This is a genomic window from Paenibacillus sp. OK076 (genome assembly GCF_900110055.1).
GTDB lineage: Bacteria > Bacillota > Bacilli > Paenibacillales > Paenibacillaceae > Paenibacillus.
Window position 1 is genome coordinate 580,880 of record NZ_FOCH01000001.1, and the last position, 18,313, is coordinate 599,192.

Consider the following 18,313-nt stretch of genomic DNA (forward strand, 5'->3'; position numbering starts at 1 on the left):
AACGAATTCAGCAAATCTTATAAGGCAGTATGATGTAGGATATTATCGGATGGTACTCCTAAATGTCACTGCGCTAAGCAAAACAGGCTTGTTCAGAAGAAGGGTTATCCTCCTTTGAACAAGCCTGTTTATCGTTTTTATACCGTGAATATGATGTTGGTATTCTGATTATTCAGCAGTCACGGTTGCAGGCGCGGTTGCATCATTGGCAGGTTCCTCGTCTGAGGAAGTTTCCGATCGCGGCTGCTTGGTCATCAGGTCAGCTACGATCTTGTCGGTTGGCTGTGTAAACAGCTGGTACATAATCGCTGCTTCTTCTTGGCGAATCAGTGGTTTGCGGGAGAGGAAATCGACTGATCCATCCTCCAGCACCTTCACTTCTGGGCCGTGGATGCCTAGCTTCACCATCATCTGGATCGCAGGCACAGCCCAGGCATCTGTCTGCCCGGCCAGCTTCACATCCTCGAACAGTTCGTTCGGATATTTCAGCTGGAAAGTTCTCCAGATCATCACCATGGCTTCCTGACGTGTGATGACCTGATCCGGTTTGAACTGTTTCTCATCCGCACCTGTGATCATGCCGGATTCATAACCCAGCTGAATGTAACCGGCAGCAGGGTGAGTTGCCCAGTCGGTATCTGCAGGTGGCGTCGTTTTGCTGGCTTTCAGCCCACTCATTTTAAGGACGTCCTCAATGAATTCAGCCCGTGTAACGGCATTTTTAGGTTGAAAAGCTTCACTTGCCTCATTGGTATAGTATCCAAGCGATTGTAATCCATAGATGGCTTCAGCATAAGGACTATTCGCCTGGACATCCCGGAAGCCTTGGGGTTTCTGCCCTTTTTTCTCATATCCGAACGGGTTGAGATAAGGTTCTTTCATATAGATGGTTCCATCAGCATTTTCCTTGAACGCCGTGAACTGGCCTGTTAATTCATCCTTGAACAGATGATCTTCAACCTGAATCAGGGGACGTGGGCCAAGGAAGACGTCAGAAATGCTTAATTGTCCGGGTTCTTTGCCGCCATCTTTCAGGGAACTAACAATGGTGCTCAATCGCAGATCCGCGTATAGCCCAGCGAAGCGTTGCAGCTCATCCGCAGTTTGAGGTGTATAGTCCTTGAACTTGACGGGCTCCGCATATTGCGGGAAGAACGTTTGGATAAAGGCCGGGTAGAAGAAGTTACGAAGTGCTCCGTTCTGGTTGTAGGTAAGGAAGACGCCGGTGTTTTGCTCAGGAATAAGGAAGAGATAAGAGCTGAATCCATTAATGTCGCCAGCTTTAGTAATAATTTTGGAACTGCTGCCTGCACCCGGAAGTTGAAAAGCAGCTTCAAAACCATACGTGGTATTGGGAAGCAGCGGATGAATGGAAGAGCGGTATTGTTCCATGCTGTTTACCGTAGATTCTTTCCAGATACGTTCGTTATCCTTCACACCATCATTCAGGAAAGCAATCATGAAATTCCCGATATCCTCTGCCGTTGAGAGCATGCCACCTTGAGGCATAGGTGCTGGGGAAAGGGTGTACAGGTCAAGTGGATTATGGCCTGCATCATAGGCTGTTGCAAGTTGGTTTTTGAACTTGCCGTTCAGCATGAAACTGCTGTTATCCATACCCAGAGGCTGGAAGATATGCTGATGCATATACGATTCAAACGGCTCGCCGCTCACATTCTCAACAATCATGCCAAGCAGCAGGAAGGCGAAGTTGTCGTACATGTAGGCGCTACCAGGTTCTCGAACCACAGGTGGCATATGTAACTTGGCATAATCCTCCATTGATACACTTTTGTCAAAATCATCATGGATGTCTTCCTGCTGCGGGTCGCGAATCTCGAATCCGGTGGTGTGTGTGAGCAGATTCTCTACCGTTACAGGTTTGTCAAAAGGATTATCGAATTCCAGACCTTTCACATAAGTCTGAAAATCAGCTTTCAAATCCACCTTGCCTTGCTCTACGAGCTGCATGACAGCGGCTGACGTGAATGTTTTGGAGACCGAGGCGATACGGAAGGTGGTATTTTTCGGATCAACTGGCTCTTTGCTCTCCAGATCGGAATATCCATACCCTTTCTCTGCCACAACTTTTCCATCTTTGACAACGACTACGGAAGCACCAACATATTGGGCTTTCGCTTCGGGGGAATCAAAAAATGTATCCAGAAAGGCTGTCGCGGACTCCGTTGTCAGCGCTGTCACTTTCCCTTTTTCATTGACCGCAGCAGGTGCGGTCTCCGCTTGCACGGCGGGTGCCCATAGGCTGAGGGACAGGACCAACGCCATGAACGCCCCCGTTATGGAGGTGAGCCTGAAGCGGGTGCTTCGATTGGATAAATGCATGTAAACACTCCTTTTAAGTAAATTTTTACAAAATCACATACTCCTGTATACTACAGCTCAATTGAGAGACAGGTTTCACAATTTTGGGGAGATTTGTTTTTTAATTTATTTACTTGTCACAAATAACGGGTTCAGGTGCGTTATAGAGATATTGGGAGAAAGGAGTGGACGTATTGAAACGTACCAGAGAGGGATGCTTTCTGGATGTCGGGGAAGCAGAACAGGTTGTGCAGCGTGTAAAAGCCGGAGACCAGCAAGCCTATGCCGAACTGATCAAAGCATATGAGAGGCAAATGTATACATATTGTTACGGCATACTAAGCAATCGTGAGGAAGCGGAGGACGCACTCCAGAACATTTTTATAACAGTTTATCAAAATATCGGACAGTATCAGGCCGGGACTTCATTCACCTCCTGGCTGTATAAGGTCGCCTACCATCACTCCATTGATTTGATCCGCAAACGCAAACGCTGGAATCGGCTGATCGCTTCGTGGAAAGAACATCAGCAGCAGTCCCCTCAACCACACGAGACAACGCTTGACGAGTTATTGATGCATCTGACTGCCAAAGAGCGAAATCTGGTGATGCTTAAGGTGGTGCAGCAGTACAGTTTTGAAGAAATTGGTCAGATTATGGATATGAAACCGGCAACCTTGCGCAAAAAGTACGAGCGTCTTCGGAAGAAGTTGGTCCAACATAACAAGACAAGGAGGGGGATCAGCCATGACGAATCGTATGCAAAGTGAGATGGAAGAAGCGGATATCTTACAGGAAATTCGTGATGCTGGTTTGAATCTGGGTATGCCTGCTGGTGGATACAGCGATCGCATCCTGAAGCGGTTGCAGGAGGAGGCACGAAATAAAAGGTTGAAACTGCCCGGTAAGGTTCGGCGTCCTCTCTTCGCTCGAAGAATGATTGCTGTGACTGTAGCAAGTGCTATGTTGTGCGCAGGGATTGTTGGCAGCGGTTTTGTCTCGCCCGTGATGGCTGCCGCGTTGCGGAACATTCCAGTTGTTGGCGGTCTTTTTCAGGATGTCGGGAAAAGCGGGCTGAAAAAAGCATCCGAAGCAGGGCTTACAACGGTTCCTGAACAACAAGACGCACAGGATGAGATCACGATAACGATCTCGGAGGTAGCCTATGATGGCATCCGGTTAAGTATGGCTATTGAGCGGGAAGGCGCGGAGGGTCTGAACATGGTTAATCGGGACAGAGTAGAGGAGCATCCGGCCAAAGGGTACCTTGGATATCCCGAAATGTACCTTGGAGATACGAAGATAGGCTACCGGACAAGAACCTTGAATGAGATTGCCAGCACGGATCAGGCCGGGAAGGTCGGGTTTAGCGATAAGATTTTAATAGCCGAATTCGAAAATCTGAGCAGGACTGACGGCGGGGATATCCCTGATGATTTTGAGATGCGGGTTCTTATTCCGGTCACCGGGATTGAGCAGCCGTATGAATTTGTGATTCCGGTCAAGAAGATGCTGAATGGCATCACGCTCAGCCCGGAGAAGTCGCAGTCCAATGACGAATTCGCTTATACGGTTCAAAAGGTAATACTCACCCCGGCGATGACCAAGCTCATCGTGGACACAAAAGGCTTTGCCCCGGATGCAGGTCCTTTGCCCAAGGGGCACAAACTCAGTGCTGTTCATTTTGAGATCATCAATGAACAGGGCGAGGGCGTTGAACAGGAATACACCACATTTGAACATGGACTTCCACCAGTGATGTCACATTCAGAGGAAACCTATGCTCCTTTTGACCAGCGACCCAAAAAACTGATCATCAAGCCCTATGCATTTATTATTGGCAGTGACTGGCTTCCCGTTCTAGACGAAAACGGCAACGATTCAAAAGTGTATTACGATGATCTTGAACTGAAAATTGATGTCAAATTGTAATTGCAGTCTATCTACAGAGGAAAAAAAGGATTGTTCCATCGTCATCAAGTAGACATTGACCCGCGAGAGGTCACTTTTAGCAAAGTGTACCTCGAACGGGTCAACGTTTAGAAGATGGGGGAAGGTCCTTTTTTTATTGTTTAACGTTAGTGAGAATTTTTAGGACGAAGCGAGCTCATTCCCGTATTAAGGTGTCCTCGATTCGTTACATCAGCAGAGGGGATCATTTTAACTCGTTGATGGCCGGAGCGACTGGCGGAAAAATACGAGAGCACCGATCCCCATCCATACATACAGGCCAGCCATTGCATAGGAAGGCAGAAAGGCCCCCATTGTTAGGCCAAGACTACCCAGTAGAGCGGCCGCGTTATAACTCATGCCGTCTGCAGCCATATAGGCAGCACGGTCGGATTCAGGAATCATGCCAGCAAGCATGACATGACGGACAGGCGCATACATGAGCTCACCAATGGTTAGCAGTACAGCGGATGTAATAAGCAGCCAGGCCCAATTGCTGAAAGCGAGCACGGCAAAACCAGTAGTGTACAGACACATGCCAACGGTCATGATAAATCTGGATTGGAAACGCCCTATCCATTTGGAGAATGGAATGGCCATGATTACGACGAGTACAGTGTTAATCGCCATGATCAGACTGAACATCTGCAGACCTGAGATATCCCAATGGAACAGTTGGGCGTTGAATTCACTTTTGAGACGAACGGCGATGTATTTATCCATTTGGAATTCCAGAGAGACAGCCAGCACTGTTGCGGTGAAAAAAATCATAAAACGTTTATCTCTAAATACACCGACGTAAGTTTTCAATATATTCCTATTTATCGGGGCATCAAGGTGCTTAGAGTGTTTTTTATTCATTGTTTCATGAATGTAGAACAAGAGAATAAATAGTGTTACTAGGCTCTCCATGCATACCAGACTGAACAAAATGAAGCGGAAGGACTCGAATAATAACCCGCCCATCAGCGCACCAATCGTAATGGCAACGTTGGTGGTCCAATATTGCAACCCGTAGACATACTGACGTTCATGTTCACTGCTCACGTCTACAATCATGGCATTGGCAATGGGTCCGGTGATACCCGAACTCATGCTGCTGAGCAGAAACATGGCACAAGTTAAAGGAACGGAGTTCATCCATGGGGAGTTGGCGGCAGCCAGCCAGAACAGGGCGAATACCTGCAGCAGTTGGGCGATGACCATCAGTTTCTTGCGCCCCACTCGGTCAGACCAGTAACCTGCGCCCAAGCCAACGATCATGGAGACCACAATATTAACGGTTAACAGCATACCTGCCCAGCCTGCACCAATCTGCACACTCAGATAAATCGCCATAAAAGGAATAATGGATTTCTGAGTTAGATCTGTAAAAAAATCAGTAATGATACGAATCTTGATGTTGCGATGCAAATCAGTATATTTCATGTGCAGTTCTCTTCCTTCCCACTGGTGTTGTCGATGTACCTGAGTATAATGGAGGAAAACCTGAAGAAAAACTGTAGAAGCGTACGGATCAATTTCGTATTTTAATCAGGGGAAGGAAAGCAGGGATGGTTGTGGAGGTCATGGATCATTATATTCAGCTTCGCATGGTCTTTTCGAATGTAGGCGAAGAGGAAGAAATACATACAACAATTGGTGAACTGGCGAATCATTTATGTTGTACGATGCGCAATATGAATCTGATTATGAACAAATTTATGGATCATGGCTGGATCAGATGGAGCCCACAACGCGGCAGAGGGAAGACATCGGTGCTCGTTTTTTGCCATCCTCTTTTACAGGCTGTTCAGGAACGATTCGACCGACTGTTGCAAGGCAACAAGCTGGAAGAGGCCTATGCGCTGGCTTCGGCAATGCCGTTCTCGATGCAAGAATTATTGATGCAAGGATTGCAGGGACAGTTCGGTCTACGTTCCGATCACGGCGTTCGAGGAAGAGTTGATACGCTGCGAATTCCACAGGAGACTGCCTTTGAGACATTGGACCCGACCCGGGCTTACATGTGGGGAGAAGTTGGGATTGTTGCGCAGGTATTTGATCGCTTGGTACTGTACAACGCTGAACGCCAAGTCTGTGAACCAAGCCTTGCCGTTGCATGGGAGAGCAACCCTGAGGGAACAGAGTGGACCTTTTATTTGCATAAAGGCATACTCTTTCACCATGGCAGGATTCTTGATGCAGAGGACGTAAGATATACGTTTGAACGGATTATTTCCGATGAGGAGAACCCTTGCAGGTCACTGTTTGGCTCCATTCATCGCATAGAGACGTTCGACGAGCTAACGGTGCGCTTTGTGTTGCTGTTTCCCAACTTTATGTTCCCGGATATGATGAGCAGCATGAATGCATCCATTTTGCCCCGTGATGTGGAGCTTGACCCGATGCATCCGATGGGTACGGGTCCTTACCGATTGGCACGCAATCATCCCAAGCTGCTTGTGCTGGAGGTGTTTCCTTCCTATTTCAGAGGACGGGCGTTTATTGATCGGGTTGAAATATGGCAGCTTCCCCAGACGGGTCTAGTGGAGTCGGCGATCAAACAGGATTTATTTCCAGACGGACAGGCTCGCTCGATTCAGCATCAGGTTCAGGGCGGGGTGTATATGACATTTAATATGCGAAAAGAAGGCCCACAGCAGGATGTATACTTTCGTCAGGGTGTTCAGCAACTGATGGATCCACAGGAGATGATGGGGGCATTGGCACGCAGAGATGTACAGGCTGCATATAGCCTGGTCCGGGACAAGTCCGAGGAAAAGCAGATGCTTGAACGAATAGAATCGAAGCCAACAGCCCTCTCTGCTGACTCATCTCTCGTAAGAGCTTCCAAGCTGTTACAACGCAGCTGCTACGCAGGCCAGATCATAAAGGTATGGGTAGAGGAAGGCGAGAAAATGGAAGCAGACATGGCCTGGTTCGCAAAGCGTTGTGCGCTTATTGGACTGAAAGTGAGCGTGACGCCAGGTAATCCGGTAAATGCCGTATACCATGATGAATTTGCCGCTTATGATGTGATTTACACGGGTGAAGTGTTCGATGAGCATGTGACGCTGAGTCTACTAACGATGTATACGTTTCAGAATACGCTGTTTCTTATGGCTATGGATAACGAGCGAAAAAGGGAGCTGGAACGCGAATGCAGACACGTCGTTAGGATTCAGGATAGTGCGGAGCGATTGCGTACGCTAATGACGTTGGAAGACCGGCTCATTCAAGAGGCTCTGCTCCTGCCTACATACAGTTTTAGGGAAGAGCATGCACACCACGTTTCGCTTCAGGATTATCGTGTCGTAGCATACGGTATGCCTGATCTGCGTCGATTGTGGGTGAAGAGGAGTTCAAATACAGTAGAAGATACTGCGAGTTATCCGGCGTATATCCCATTGTGGTAAAGAGTGTAATTACTACAATGGGATGGGCCGGTGGGGGATGCTTTTATACTGAAGGTGTCTTTACAAATTCAATGGGATTCGTACCAGGTTCGAACAGCAGCGGAATGGATAGAGAGCTTATGGTGTCCTCTTCATCCGTCTTAAACGTAAAAGTGATTTTCAAGCCAAACAGGACAAGCTCTACGGAAAACGTATCTTTTCCAGTGTATTCCATAGGCATTTCAATGGCATTTAATGTGGCCTGTAACCCGTCGTTCGTCTGTTGAATAACGATCTCTCCGTAACCTGGATGGGTATAACTTCCCGCATACGCATGGATAGGACGATCATGGGGATGCACCTGAGTTTCCACTGGTTTTTCCTCAACAGAAGTTTTTGACGTCGTTGGTGTTTCGATGGTGTCTGTTGCTGCTTCGGAATCAGTTGAATCTCCAGTCACTAATTTGGCTAATCTCCCACTCCAATCTACAGGTTCCAATTCAAGCAAACGATCAATAACGTTAAAAGAAATCGTGTAGGGAAGAATGCTCCCATTAGTATTGCAAAGAACTACAACACCGATCTGTTCCCCTGGTAAAAAGGCGACCTGTGAAGCGAATCCATCGATTGCCCCGCCGTGGTGGATCATGGCGTGTCCGCGATAAGAATCTATCATCCAGCCTAGGCCGTACGTGCTAAGAGGCAGTTCTTTGCTGTGAAATGGTGAATCACAAACCATTTGCGGGCTGTGTAGAACAGCCAACTGTTCTTTGGAAATCAGTTGTTTCCCACCCTGTTGCCCCTGATTCAATTGAAATTGCACCCAGGCAATCATATCCACCAGATTGCTGTTAATACAGCCAGCAGGCCCCACGGCATCTATTTTCCGAAAAGGTATCCGCGTGCTCTCACCGTTTTGATCTATATAAGGGAAGGCGAAGTCAGGTTGATTCTGCATCTCATCAACAGAGAAGACGCTTGAATTCATCCCGAGTGGGTTAAACAGGGACTCCTGGACGACATTCTCCCATGAAGTTCCTTTAAGTTGACCCACCAGATAACCAGCCGCCATATACATCAGGTTCTGATATTGCCATTTGTTCCGAAAGTCCTCATTAGGCTCCAGATACTGAAGCGCGTTTACGAGTTCTTCTCTGCTCCGTGATGAGTTGTACCATACCATCTCATGCCTTGGAAGACCGGAGCGATGACAGAGCATATCGCGGATGGTCAGGCGTTCTGTGGCTACGGGATCGAACATTTTGAAGTCTTTCAAATAGGTTCTAACAGGTGTGTCCCACTTCAGCATGTCCTGATCGACGAGCAGGGCAGCGGTTGATGCTGTGAAGGCTTTGGTACTTGAACCGATCGCGAATAAGGTATGGGGTGTGACTTCGAGCTTGGACTCCAGATCGCGATAACCGTATCCTTTTTGCAAAATGACTTCATCCCTGTGAATAATCGCTACCGCCACACCTACTCCTTTCCAGCGTTGAAGCTGCTCTTCCACAAAATCATCCAATCCATTCAGCAATGAGTGAAGATAGGTTGTGTTCATTATTTTCCTCCAATTTAAAATAGAGTTGTACATCAATTCAGCTACATAATAGTGTTATGTAATTACATTGGTTGGGTTGTTATCTGTATTTACTATGAAGAATCTGGTTGGATTTTACATCCTACCCGAGACTGATTTTGTTACCAGATAGGGTATTGTGGCAATGCACGATGGAATGCTTGTCAAACTAGTCCGCATATATCGAACAAGTCCCTCATAACATGTACTAATCAAGTAGGGGTTCTGCTGTACGCACAATCCTGAAGTGAAAACATGTGCTAAAGGGGATGATGTCATGCGCCGAATATCATGGATGCTTGCCATGGTATTGGTCTTATCGACCTTACTTGCCGCCTGCGGGAAGAAGGATGCGGCAGCCGTGGTCAAAGATCTGAACGAAGTCGTAGGAGAAATGGAAAGTTATCAGGGGGCAGGCGTTATGACGCTGCATACCGGAGATACGCCGCAGCAGTACAAGGTCGAGGTATGGCATCAAAAGCCTTCGTATTATCGTATCGCGTTAACGAATGCCAAAAAGGATGTAACACAAATTGTACTGCGCAATGATGAGGGCGTATTTGTCCTGACACCGAGTCAGAACAAAAGCTTCCGTTTCCAGAGTAACTGGCCGGATAACCAAGGCCAGGTATACCTCTACGAGACGCTGATCCGCAGCATAACAGGTGATTCGACCCGCCAGTTTGCCGATGAGAAGGAAAGCTATGTATTCGATGTAGCTGCCAACTACAATACACATGCATTGGTCAGACAGAAAATATGGTTGAACAAAAGCGATTACGCACCGAAACAGGTAGAAGTGTCCGATTCGAATGCCAATGTGGTGGTCGATGTGAAGTTCGATAGCTTCAAATTTGGTACCGAATTTGAGAAAGACGCGTTTGACATGCAGCGTAATATGACTGCTGCTACTGAAAATGGTGGCAAGGCTGGTACTGACTCAGGCGCGGCTCCTGCTGGGGACGGTAAAGAGACTACCAAACCTCAAGCTGCTACAGAGGAAGGTTCTGCATCGAATCCAAGCGGAACCGTTAGTGATGGACAGACGGGTGTGAGTGATAACGCCGAACAGCAAGGTTCAGAAGATCCAGCCAGCGGGCAAGGAACGGAAGAACCAACATCAGCCGAGCCGGAAGGTACAGACAGCTTCGGGGTTATTCAGCCAACCTATGCACCGGAAGGCGTCAAATTGAAAGACGATCAGATCGTGGAAGGGTCAGGAGACTATTCGGTTATGCTTCGTTACGAAGGAACTTATAATTACACGATCTTTGAGGCGCGGCCGCAGGACAGAGCCGTATCCCTTGCGCCGTCCCGAGTTGTGGATCTTGGATTCACCCTGGGAATGATCAGCGGAGATGCTTTACAGACACTCACTTGGATGACAGATGGAGTGGAGTACAGGATTACAAGCGCAGATTTGCCAGAAAACGAGATGATACAGATTGCGACCTCCATGCAGGAAGAGTCAGGGAAATGATTTGGAAAGTATAGTCGTCCTAACATAAGGAATGCTAAGAAGCATCGGAGATATTCTCCGGTGCTTTGCTGCATATACAGGTCATCTTTCCTGTTTTATTGCAGTGATTCGCAAGATATGATTTCAGTTGAAGCTATGTGTATCAACAGCCAATGATCCGGCGTAAGATAAGAAAGGATTAGGTCCAGTGTACTCAATAATGCAAAACACGCTTCTACGCGGGAGGAACCGGGTAAATAATACGATATAAGCAGATGAGTTACGTTATGGAGAGACAAATATCTCATTCATGGTCTGGCTTATAGGTCTTATTCCGCGTTTGCTCCCGGCTCCGGGATAGCGCTCCTGTATGTGTTTTGGACTGCAGATCTTCCGTTCATTTGACAGTCACATGCTTGAGCATTACGATGGAGTCTGACGTGAGCCGGATTAAGATGATTAGAGAAGGTGACTTAACGTGCAAGAACAATATCGGCCGACCCAAGCGGAAATCAATTTGGATCATTTGTGCAACAACGTAGACGCTTTCCGCGAAGCATTGCCGCAAGGCATGAAGCTGCTCGCTTGTGTGAAGGCAAATGCCTATGGGCATGGAGCAGTGGAGACGGCCAGAGAACTGGAACGAGTTGGCGTGGATTACTTAAGTGTGGCTTTTCTTGACGAAGCGCTTGAATTGCGACAACACGGAATTACCCTTCCGATTCTGGTATTGGGTTACACGCCGCCAGAAGGCATCGCTGAAGCCTGGAAACATGATGTAACCATAACGCTGTTCAGTAGGGAAGTACTCGAAGCCATTCAACATCTGGAGACGGGCACATCCTCTCGTAAGCTAAAGGTTCACATCAAAATCGACAGCGGTATGGGCAGGCTTGGCCTGTTGCCAGGCGACGAGGCACTTGCTTTCATTCTGGAAGCAGCCAAGCTGAAGCAGGTGATCCTGGAAGGCATGTTTACCCATTTTGCCAAAGCGGATGAAAAAGACAAGACCTATACACTGGAGCAGTATCGACGGTTCCGAAGTGTGGTTGATGCACTGCGGGATCAGGGATGTGTCATCCCGATTATACATACGGCGAACAGCGCTGCCGCCATTGATACGCCGGAATTGTCCTACGATATGGTGCGTGTGGGAATCAGTCTTTACGGACTCTATCCTACCGCAGAGGTGAATCATCAGGTGGTGAAGCTGTCCCCGGTATTGACACTGAAGACGAAGGCGGTTCTTGTCAAAACGCTGCCTCCTCATTGGGGTGTAAGCTACGGAACCCATTATGTAACACAAGGGAATGAACGAATAGCGACCCTGCCTATCGGCTATGCAGACGGATTTTCAAGAATGCTGTCAGGTAAAGCACAAGTACTTGTGCGCGGCCGCCGTGTTCCCGTCGTCGGTACGATCTGCATGGATCAGTGTATGGTGTCGCTAGAATCTTTTGCAGCAGAAGCAGAAGAAATTCAAGTCGGCGAAGAGGTTGTTCTCATCGGTCACCAATCGGGTGCAGTCATAACTGCAGACGAGGTGGCATCTCAGCTCGGTACAATTCACTACGAAGTGATCTGCATGATGGCGCACCGAATTCCGCGGGTTTATACCCGTCATGGAGCAGTAGTCGCCAGAATCAACCCTCTTTTGACATCCTGATGGCTTGACTGGACGCTATTTCCAATAAACTTTTTTTCAGAACAGAAGGAAAACTGTCGGAGCATCTCGAATTATGAATGATGACTGGGATGAAAAATCCTGAAAAGAGATGTTTGGTCTGTACGAATATTGTTCCCCGTGTTTATAATGGAGTACAGCATACTTGATATACTCGGGGCATATATATTCCTTTGTATAAAAGTTCTGGAAAAACGTAATACTGGTTCACAATGGCGAAAGGTTTGTGGGGGTGGAAGAAAGGTGGCCAACTTGCAGAACACCAAGCGGATCATGATCAGTTTGCCTGATTATCTTTTGCAAGAAGTGGATGGCATCGTAGCGCTGGAGAATTCCAACCGCAGCGAATTGATTAGGCAGGCCATGAAGCTGTATTTGACGGAGCGTAAGAAACGTTACATCCGTGAGTCGATGCAGCGAGGGTACATGGAGATGGCGAAGATTAACCTCACCATGGCATCCGAGGCCTTTCACGCGGAGGAAGATGCGGACAGCACTCTGGACCGCTTAGTTAGCGGGGTGTAGACATTGATCGTAAAACGCGGTGACGTTTTTTTTGCGGATCTTTCTCCCGTTGTCGGTTCCGAGCAAGGTGGAGTCAGGCCGGTTCTGGTCATCCAGAATGACATCGGCAACCGGTTTAGTCCTACTTGTATTGTGGCGGCGATCACCGCCCAGATCCAAAAGGCAAAGCTGCCGACGCATGTGGAGATTGATGCGGCGGCACACGGCTTTGACCGGGACTCGGTTATTTTGCTCGAACAAATACGGACGATTGATAAGCAGAGGCTGACCGACAAGATTACCCATCTGGACGAGGAGACCATGAAACTGGTCAACGAAGCCTTACAGATCAGCCTAGGTTTAATCGATTTTTAAGGCACCAGGCAGTTGTTTCTTTGTTCTGCTGCCGTGCCATCCGTAGACAATGGATGTTCCTTGCAGGAACACACAATTTCAGACAGCAATCAGAAGAGCGTACAACAGCCTAACGGCCGGGGTGCGCTCTTTTGATTAAAGCTTCATGAAAGCGTAGAACATTGTGAAGCTTTTCGTTATAATGATACCGAGAAACCGTTTACGTCAATCGACATATATAGAGGTGGAGGAGACATATGAGCATTTATATTGATCAGGAGAAGCTTCAATTTCATCTACAGACTCAAAAGGCAAGCTATGTATTTCAGGTTCTGCCTTCGGGATATTTGGTACATTTATATTATGGCAAAAGGCTGCGTGATACCGATCTAAGCTGGCTTCATGTGCGTACAGAGCGTGCCTCGTTCAGCCCAAATCCGGTGCCGGAAGATCGGACGATCTCCTTCGACACATTGGCTCAAGAATTGCCCGTTTACGGTACAAGTGATTTCCGTAATCCGGCAATCCAATTGGAGCTTGAGAATGGTTCAACCGTTTCGGAGTTTACGTATACAGGCCATCGACTGATCAAAGGAAAGGCAGCGCTTACCGGACTGCCTGCAACTTATGTTGAATCTGACGATGAAGCCGAGACACTCATCGTTGAATTGGAGGACCGTGTTGCAGGAATCAGGATTGAACTTAGCTACACGGCCTTTACGGCCTTTAATGCGATTACGCGTTCCATGCGTATCATTAATGAGAGCGCTACGTCGGTGAATATTGCACGTGCGCTCAGCTCTTCTGTTGATTTCCCGCATGCCGATTACGAATTGCTGCAACTGTCAGGAGCATGGACGCGTGAACGGGACATCGTTCGCAGACCACTTGCTTCCGGCCTTCAAGGCATCGAGAGCCGTCGGGGTTCAAGCAGTCACCAGCAGAACCCGTTCATTGCCCTGATGACACCAGGTACAGACGAGGATCAGGGTGAAGTCTACGGGTTCAGCCTTGTATATAGCGGCAGCTTCACAGCACAGGCGGAGGTGGATCAGTTCCACACCACGCGTGTATCGCTGGGAATCAATCCGTTTGAGTTCAGCTGGAAGCTGGATTCGCAGGAGTCATTCCAGACGCCTGAGACGGTCATGGTGTACTCGGATGCGGGTCTCGATGGCATGTCTCAGTCGTATCATAAACTGTATCGGGAGCGCCTTGCACGGGGCAAGTTCCGCAATGCAGAGCGTCCGGTTCTGGTCAACAACTGGGAAGCGACCTATTTCGGCTTCAATGCAGATAAGATTGAGCAGATCGCCCAGGCAGGCAAAAAGCTTGGTATTGAACTGTTCGTACTGGATGACGGATGGTTTGGACATCGGGATAGCGATAACTCGTCACTCGGTGACTGGATTGTGGACAAGAACAAACTGCCTCAAGGGCTGGATGATTTGGCAAATCGGGTGACCAGTCTGGACATGCAGTTCGGACTATGGTTCGAACCTGAGATGATTTCGCCTGACAGCGACTTGTACCGAGCTCATCCGGACTGGTGTCTGCATGTGCCGGATCGCCGCCGCACGGAAGGGCGCCAACAATTGGTACTCGATTTCTCCCGTCAGGATGTGCGTGATGAGATTGTACGCATGCTAAGCGATGTGCTTGGATCTGCGCCAATCACTTATGTGAAATGGGACATGAACCGGAATATGACGGAAGTGGGCTCTGCATTGCTGCCGGCAGACAGACAGCGTGAGACTGCGCATCGTTATATGCTTGGATTATACGAAGTCATGGAACGTATTACTTCAGCGTTCCCGAATATCCTGTTCGAGAGCTGTTCAGGTGGTGGCGGCCGTTTTGATCCAGGTATGCTGTATTACATGCCGCAAACGTGGACCAGCGATAATACGGACGCAATATCCCGTCTGCGTATTCAATATGGTACAAGCCTGGTGTATCCGGTAAGCTCAATGGGGTCGCATATCTCTGCTGTTCCTAATCACCAGGTCAACCGAATTACTTCACTGGAAATTCGTGGACATGTCGCTATGTCCGGTAACTTTGGATACGAGTTGGATTTGACTCGTTTCACAGAGGAAGAGAATGCCATTGTGAAGGCGCAGGTTGAGCTGTACAAAGAAATTCGGGGAACCATCCAATACGGAACGTTCCGCCGCTTGCTAAGTCCGTTTGAGGGAAATGAAACGGCATGGATGTTTATTTCACCAGATGGCAGCGAAGCCGTTGTATTCTACTTCCGTGTGCTCTCTGAACCGAATGCGCCGCTCCAACGTCTGAAGCTGAAGGGCTTGGACCCTAATGCGGATTACCGCCTGAAAGGTGGCTCCGAGACATATACCGGGGATGCACTGATGTATGGTGGGATCTCGGTAGGCCGTGCATCTGGAGACTATCTGAGTGAAATGTTCCGCTTCGAACGGGTATAATAAACTGGCGTGAACGCAGGGTTTATCAGGGGAGACCGGAAGACGTCTGGAGACGTTTTTCGGTCTTTTCTTATGGCTGAGACGTAGGTTTGATACGTAATCTCAATTGTAAGAACTTGTAACCTGGACGAATGCTGGAAATCTGAACGGGATTTTGTGATAATATAGGGGAGAGGAATCTGTATGTATGCAGGTTCGATACTGTGATTACAGCAGCAAAGCTGCCCTGAACAAGCTTCAACTGAACGATTCAGGAAGGAAAGAGGGATTTATTTTGTCTGAACAGGAAACGGTTCTGGAACCCAATGAAGAAACAATAAAGGCAGAACGCCATGAACGAATCATCAAACAGGTAGCCAAGGAACTGTCACTGTCCTTGAAGCAGGTCCGCACCACGTCGGAGCTTCTGGACGAAGGCAATACGATTCCATTTATCGCCCGCTACCGTAAAGAAATGACTGGAGAGCTGGATGAGAACCAGCTGCGGCTCATTGAAGAACGCATCGTATACTTGCGTAATCTGGAAGACCGCAAAGTGGAAGTCATCCGTATTATAGAGGAACAAGGCAAGCTGACCGGAGAATTGAAACAATCCATCACGCAGGCAGTTAAGCTGCAGGAAGTGGAGGACTTGTACCGTCCGTTTCGTCAGAAGCGGAAAACCCGTGCCAGTGTAGCCAAGGAAAAAGGTCTTGAACCACTAGCTGTCTGGATCTGGGGTCAACCGAAGCAAGGTAATGTTATGGAGGAAGCTGCGCGTTATATCAATGCTGAACTTGGGGTAGAAGATGCAGAGATCGCACTTCAGGGAGCCAAAGATATTTTGGCTGAGAATATTGCAGATGATGCTGCTATTCGTGCATGGATTCGTCGTTATACGCTCGATCATGGCATGCTGACTTCGGAAGCGAAGGATGCTGAGCAGGAGTCTGTATATGAGAACTACTATGATTATCGTGAATTAGCCAAAAAAATGCCGCCTCACCGTATTCTCGCCATTAACCGCGGTGAACGTGAAAACATTTTGAAAGTGGGTCTGAACGTGCAGCCTGAACCGGCTCACCGTCATATGGAAGGACAGATCATCAAGGGTGCATCTGCGGTCCAGGACGTATTGCGTGCTGTGATTGAAGATGCTTACAAACGATTGATTGCCCCTTCAATTGAGCGTGAGGTTCGTGCAGAACTGACGGAAAAAGGTGAAAACCAAGCGATATCCGTATTCTCGGCCAATCTTCGCAATCTGCTGCTTCAGCCGCCGATTCATGGCAAACGTGTGCTTGGTGTCGATCCTGCCTATCGTACCGGTTGTAAGCTGGCTGTGGTCGACGATACGGGCAAGCTGTTGGAAGTGGCTGTTACGTACCCAACGCCACCACACAACAAGAAGCGTGAAGCTGCCGAGGTTTTCCATCGGATGATCAAGCAGTACGATATCGGATTGATTGTTATCGGTAATGGTACCGGGTCGCGTGAAACAGAACAGTTTGTTGCCGAGATTATTCAGGAGAACGGGGACGAAAGTCTCGTGTATCTGATCGTCAATGAAGCTGGAGCGAGTGTGTATTCTGCATCCAAGCTGGCTCAGGAAGAATTCCCGGATCTTGACGTTGCTGAGCGGAGTGCTGCTTCAATTGCCCGCCGGGTGCAGGACCCGCTGGCTGAGTTGGTTAAGATCGATCCAAAAGCCATTGGTGTAGGCCAATACCAACATGACGTTTCTCAAAAAATATTGGAAGAAAGCTTGAAGGCTGTTGTGGAATCCGCAGTTAACCATGTGGGCGTGGATGTGAACACGGCTTCGCCTTCACTGCTGTCCTATGTTGCGGGTGTAAATGCCACCATTGCCAAAAATATTGTGAAATACCGCGAAGAGAACGGCCGGTTCACGAATCGTCGCCAGTTGCAGAAGGTGCCGCGTCTGGGGGCCAAAACCTATGAGCAATGCGTAGGCTTTATGCGGATTGCTGAAGGTGAGAACCCGCTGGATCGCACACCGATTCACCCTGAATCGTATAAGGTCGTTGACCAGCTCTTTAAGGAGCTTCAGGTTGCGCTGGACAAGCTGGGCAGCAAGGAACTGTCTGTGCTCCTGTCGGAGCAACAACCGGAACAGCTGGCTGTGAAGCTGGATGTGGGCGTGCCTACACTGCGTGACATTCTGGACAGCTTGCAGCGTCCGGGTCGTGACCCGCGTGAGGAAATGCCGCTACCGATCTTCCGCACGGATGTGCTCAAAATTGAAGATTTGGTGGAAGGCATGGAGCTGCAAGGTACGGTTCGTAACGTAATCGACTTTGGTGCTTTTGTTGACATCGGCATCAAGAGTGACGGACTTGTCCACATCTCACAGCTGAGCAACGGTTACGTTAAACATCCGATGGATGTTGTATCTGTGGGGGATAATGTAACGGTTTGGGTGATGAACGTGGATACCAAAAAAGGCCGTGTCGGCCTCACGATGAAAAAACCTGCTTCTTCTAAGCAGTCTTCCTAATCCAGGCACAATGATTGGAGAACAGCCTTCCCTGTAACGGGAAGGCTGTTTGTGTCAGTTATAATAGTACTGTTGCCCGTACTGTATTCTTCGAAGGGATTTTATGAATGAAGTGAGAGCTTGAAGTGGACGGAGAGAGTGGC

Annotated in this window: 12 protein-coding genes; 9 read left to right on the forward strand and 3 right to left on the reverse strand. The window is 48.4% G+C overall.

Annotated elements, in window-relative coordinates:
- Positions 1-168 precede the first annotated feature (168 nt).
- Entirely contained in the window at positions 169-2,343 is a 2,175-nt protein-coding gene (locus tag BMY78_RS02455; RefSeq protein WP_090894362.1) for a serine hydrolase domain-containing protein, read from the reverse strand.
- 173 nt (positions 2,344-2,516) lie between these two features.
- Here BMY78_RS02455 and BMY78_RS02460 point away from each other — a divergent pair, with 173 nt between their 5' ends.
- On the forward strand, positions 2,517-3,092 hold the full coding sequence (locus BMY78_RS02460) for an RNA polymerase sigma factor (RefSeq protein WP_143067001.1): 576 nt from the start codon (positions 2,517-2,519) through the stop codon (positions 3,090-3,092).
- Positions 3,070-4,254, forward strand: coding sequence for a DUF4179 domain-containing protein (locus BMY78_RS02465; protein ID WP_090894364.1), 1,185 nt, complete (start codon positions 3,070-3,072; stop codon positions 4,252-4,254). Before BMY78_RS02460 ends, BMY78_RS02465 begins: the two co-directional genes overlap by 23 nt.
- 228 nt (positions 4,255-4,482) lie before the next feature.
- Here BMY78_RS02465 and BMY78_RS02470 read toward each other — a convergent pair whose 3' ends face one another.
- Positions 4,483-5,700: an MDR family MFS transporter gene (locus tag BMY78_RS02470; RefSeq protein ID WP_090894367.1), complete on the reverse strand. Its 1,218-nt coding sequence runs from the start codon at positions 5,698-5,700 to the stop codon at positions 4,483-4,485.
- Positions 5,701-5,825: 125 nt separating this feature from the next.
- On the opposite strand from BMY78_RS02470, the gene BMY78_RS02475 reads away from it, so the two are divergent.
- A complete protein-coding gene (locus BMY78_RS02475; protein ID WP_090894369.1) occupies positions 5,826-7,670 on the forward strand; it encodes an ABC transporter substrate-binding protein in 1,845 nt (614 codons plus the stop codon).
- A gap of 43 nt (positions 7,671-7,713) precedes the next feature.
- On the opposite strand, the gene BMY78_RS02480 is transcribed toward BMY78_RS02475, so the two are convergent.
- Entirely contained in the window at positions 7,714-9,207 is a 1,494-nt protein-coding gene (locus BMY78_RS02480; RefSeq protein WP_090894371.1) for a serine hydrolase, read from the reverse strand.
- A gap of 295 nt (positions 9,208-9,502) precedes the next feature.
- On the opposite strand from BMY78_RS02480, the gene BMY78_RS02485 reads away from it, so the two are divergent.
- The 6 genes from BMY78_RS02485 (at position 9,503) to BMY78_RS02510 (ending at position 18,170) form a co-directional block, all read left to right on the forward strand.
- On the forward strand, positions 9,503-10,705 hold the full coding sequence (locus BMY78_RS02485) for a DUF4367 domain-containing protein (RefSeq protein WP_090894372.1): 1,203 nt from the start codon (positions 9,503-9,505) through the stop codon (positions 10,703-10,705).
- Positions 10,706-11,162: 457 nt separating this feature from the next.
- Positions 11,163-12,350 carry an alanine racemase gene (gene alr / locus BMY78_RS02490; protein ID WP_090894375.1) on the forward strand — a complete coding sequence of 396 codons (1,188 nt, stop codon included), beginning with the start codon at positions 11,163-11,165 and terminating at the stop codon, positions 12,348-12,350.
- A 261-nt stretch (positions 12,351-12,611) separates the two neighbouring features.
- Positions 12,612-12,893: a CopG family ribbon-helix-helix protein gene (locus tag BMY78_RS02495; protein ID WP_024630715.1), complete on the forward strand. Its 282-nt coding sequence runs from the start codon at positions 12,612-12,614 to the stop codon at positions 12,891-12,893.
- Positions 12,894-12,896: 3 nt separating this feature from the next.
- Complete coding sequence (locus BMY78_RS02500) at positions 12,897-13,247, forward strand: type II toxin-antitoxin system PemK/MazF family toxin (RefSeq protein WP_024630714.1); 351 nt, start codon at positions 12,897-12,899, stop codon at positions 13,245-13,247.
- A gap of 236 nt (positions 13,248-13,483) precedes the next feature.
- A complete protein-coding gene (locus tag BMY78_RS02505) occupies positions 13,484-15,673 on the forward strand; it encodes an alpha-galactosidase (RefSeq protein WP_090894377.1) in 2,190 nt (729 codons plus the stop codon).
- A 274-nt stretch (positions 15,674-15,947) separates the two neighbouring features.
- On the forward strand, positions 15,948-18,170 hold the full coding sequence (locus tag BMY78_RS02510; protein WP_090901926.1) for a Tex family protein: 2,223 nt from the start codon (positions 15,948-15,950) through the stop codon (positions 18,168-18,170).
- The last annotated feature ends 143 nt before the right edge of the window (positions 18,171-18,313 follow it).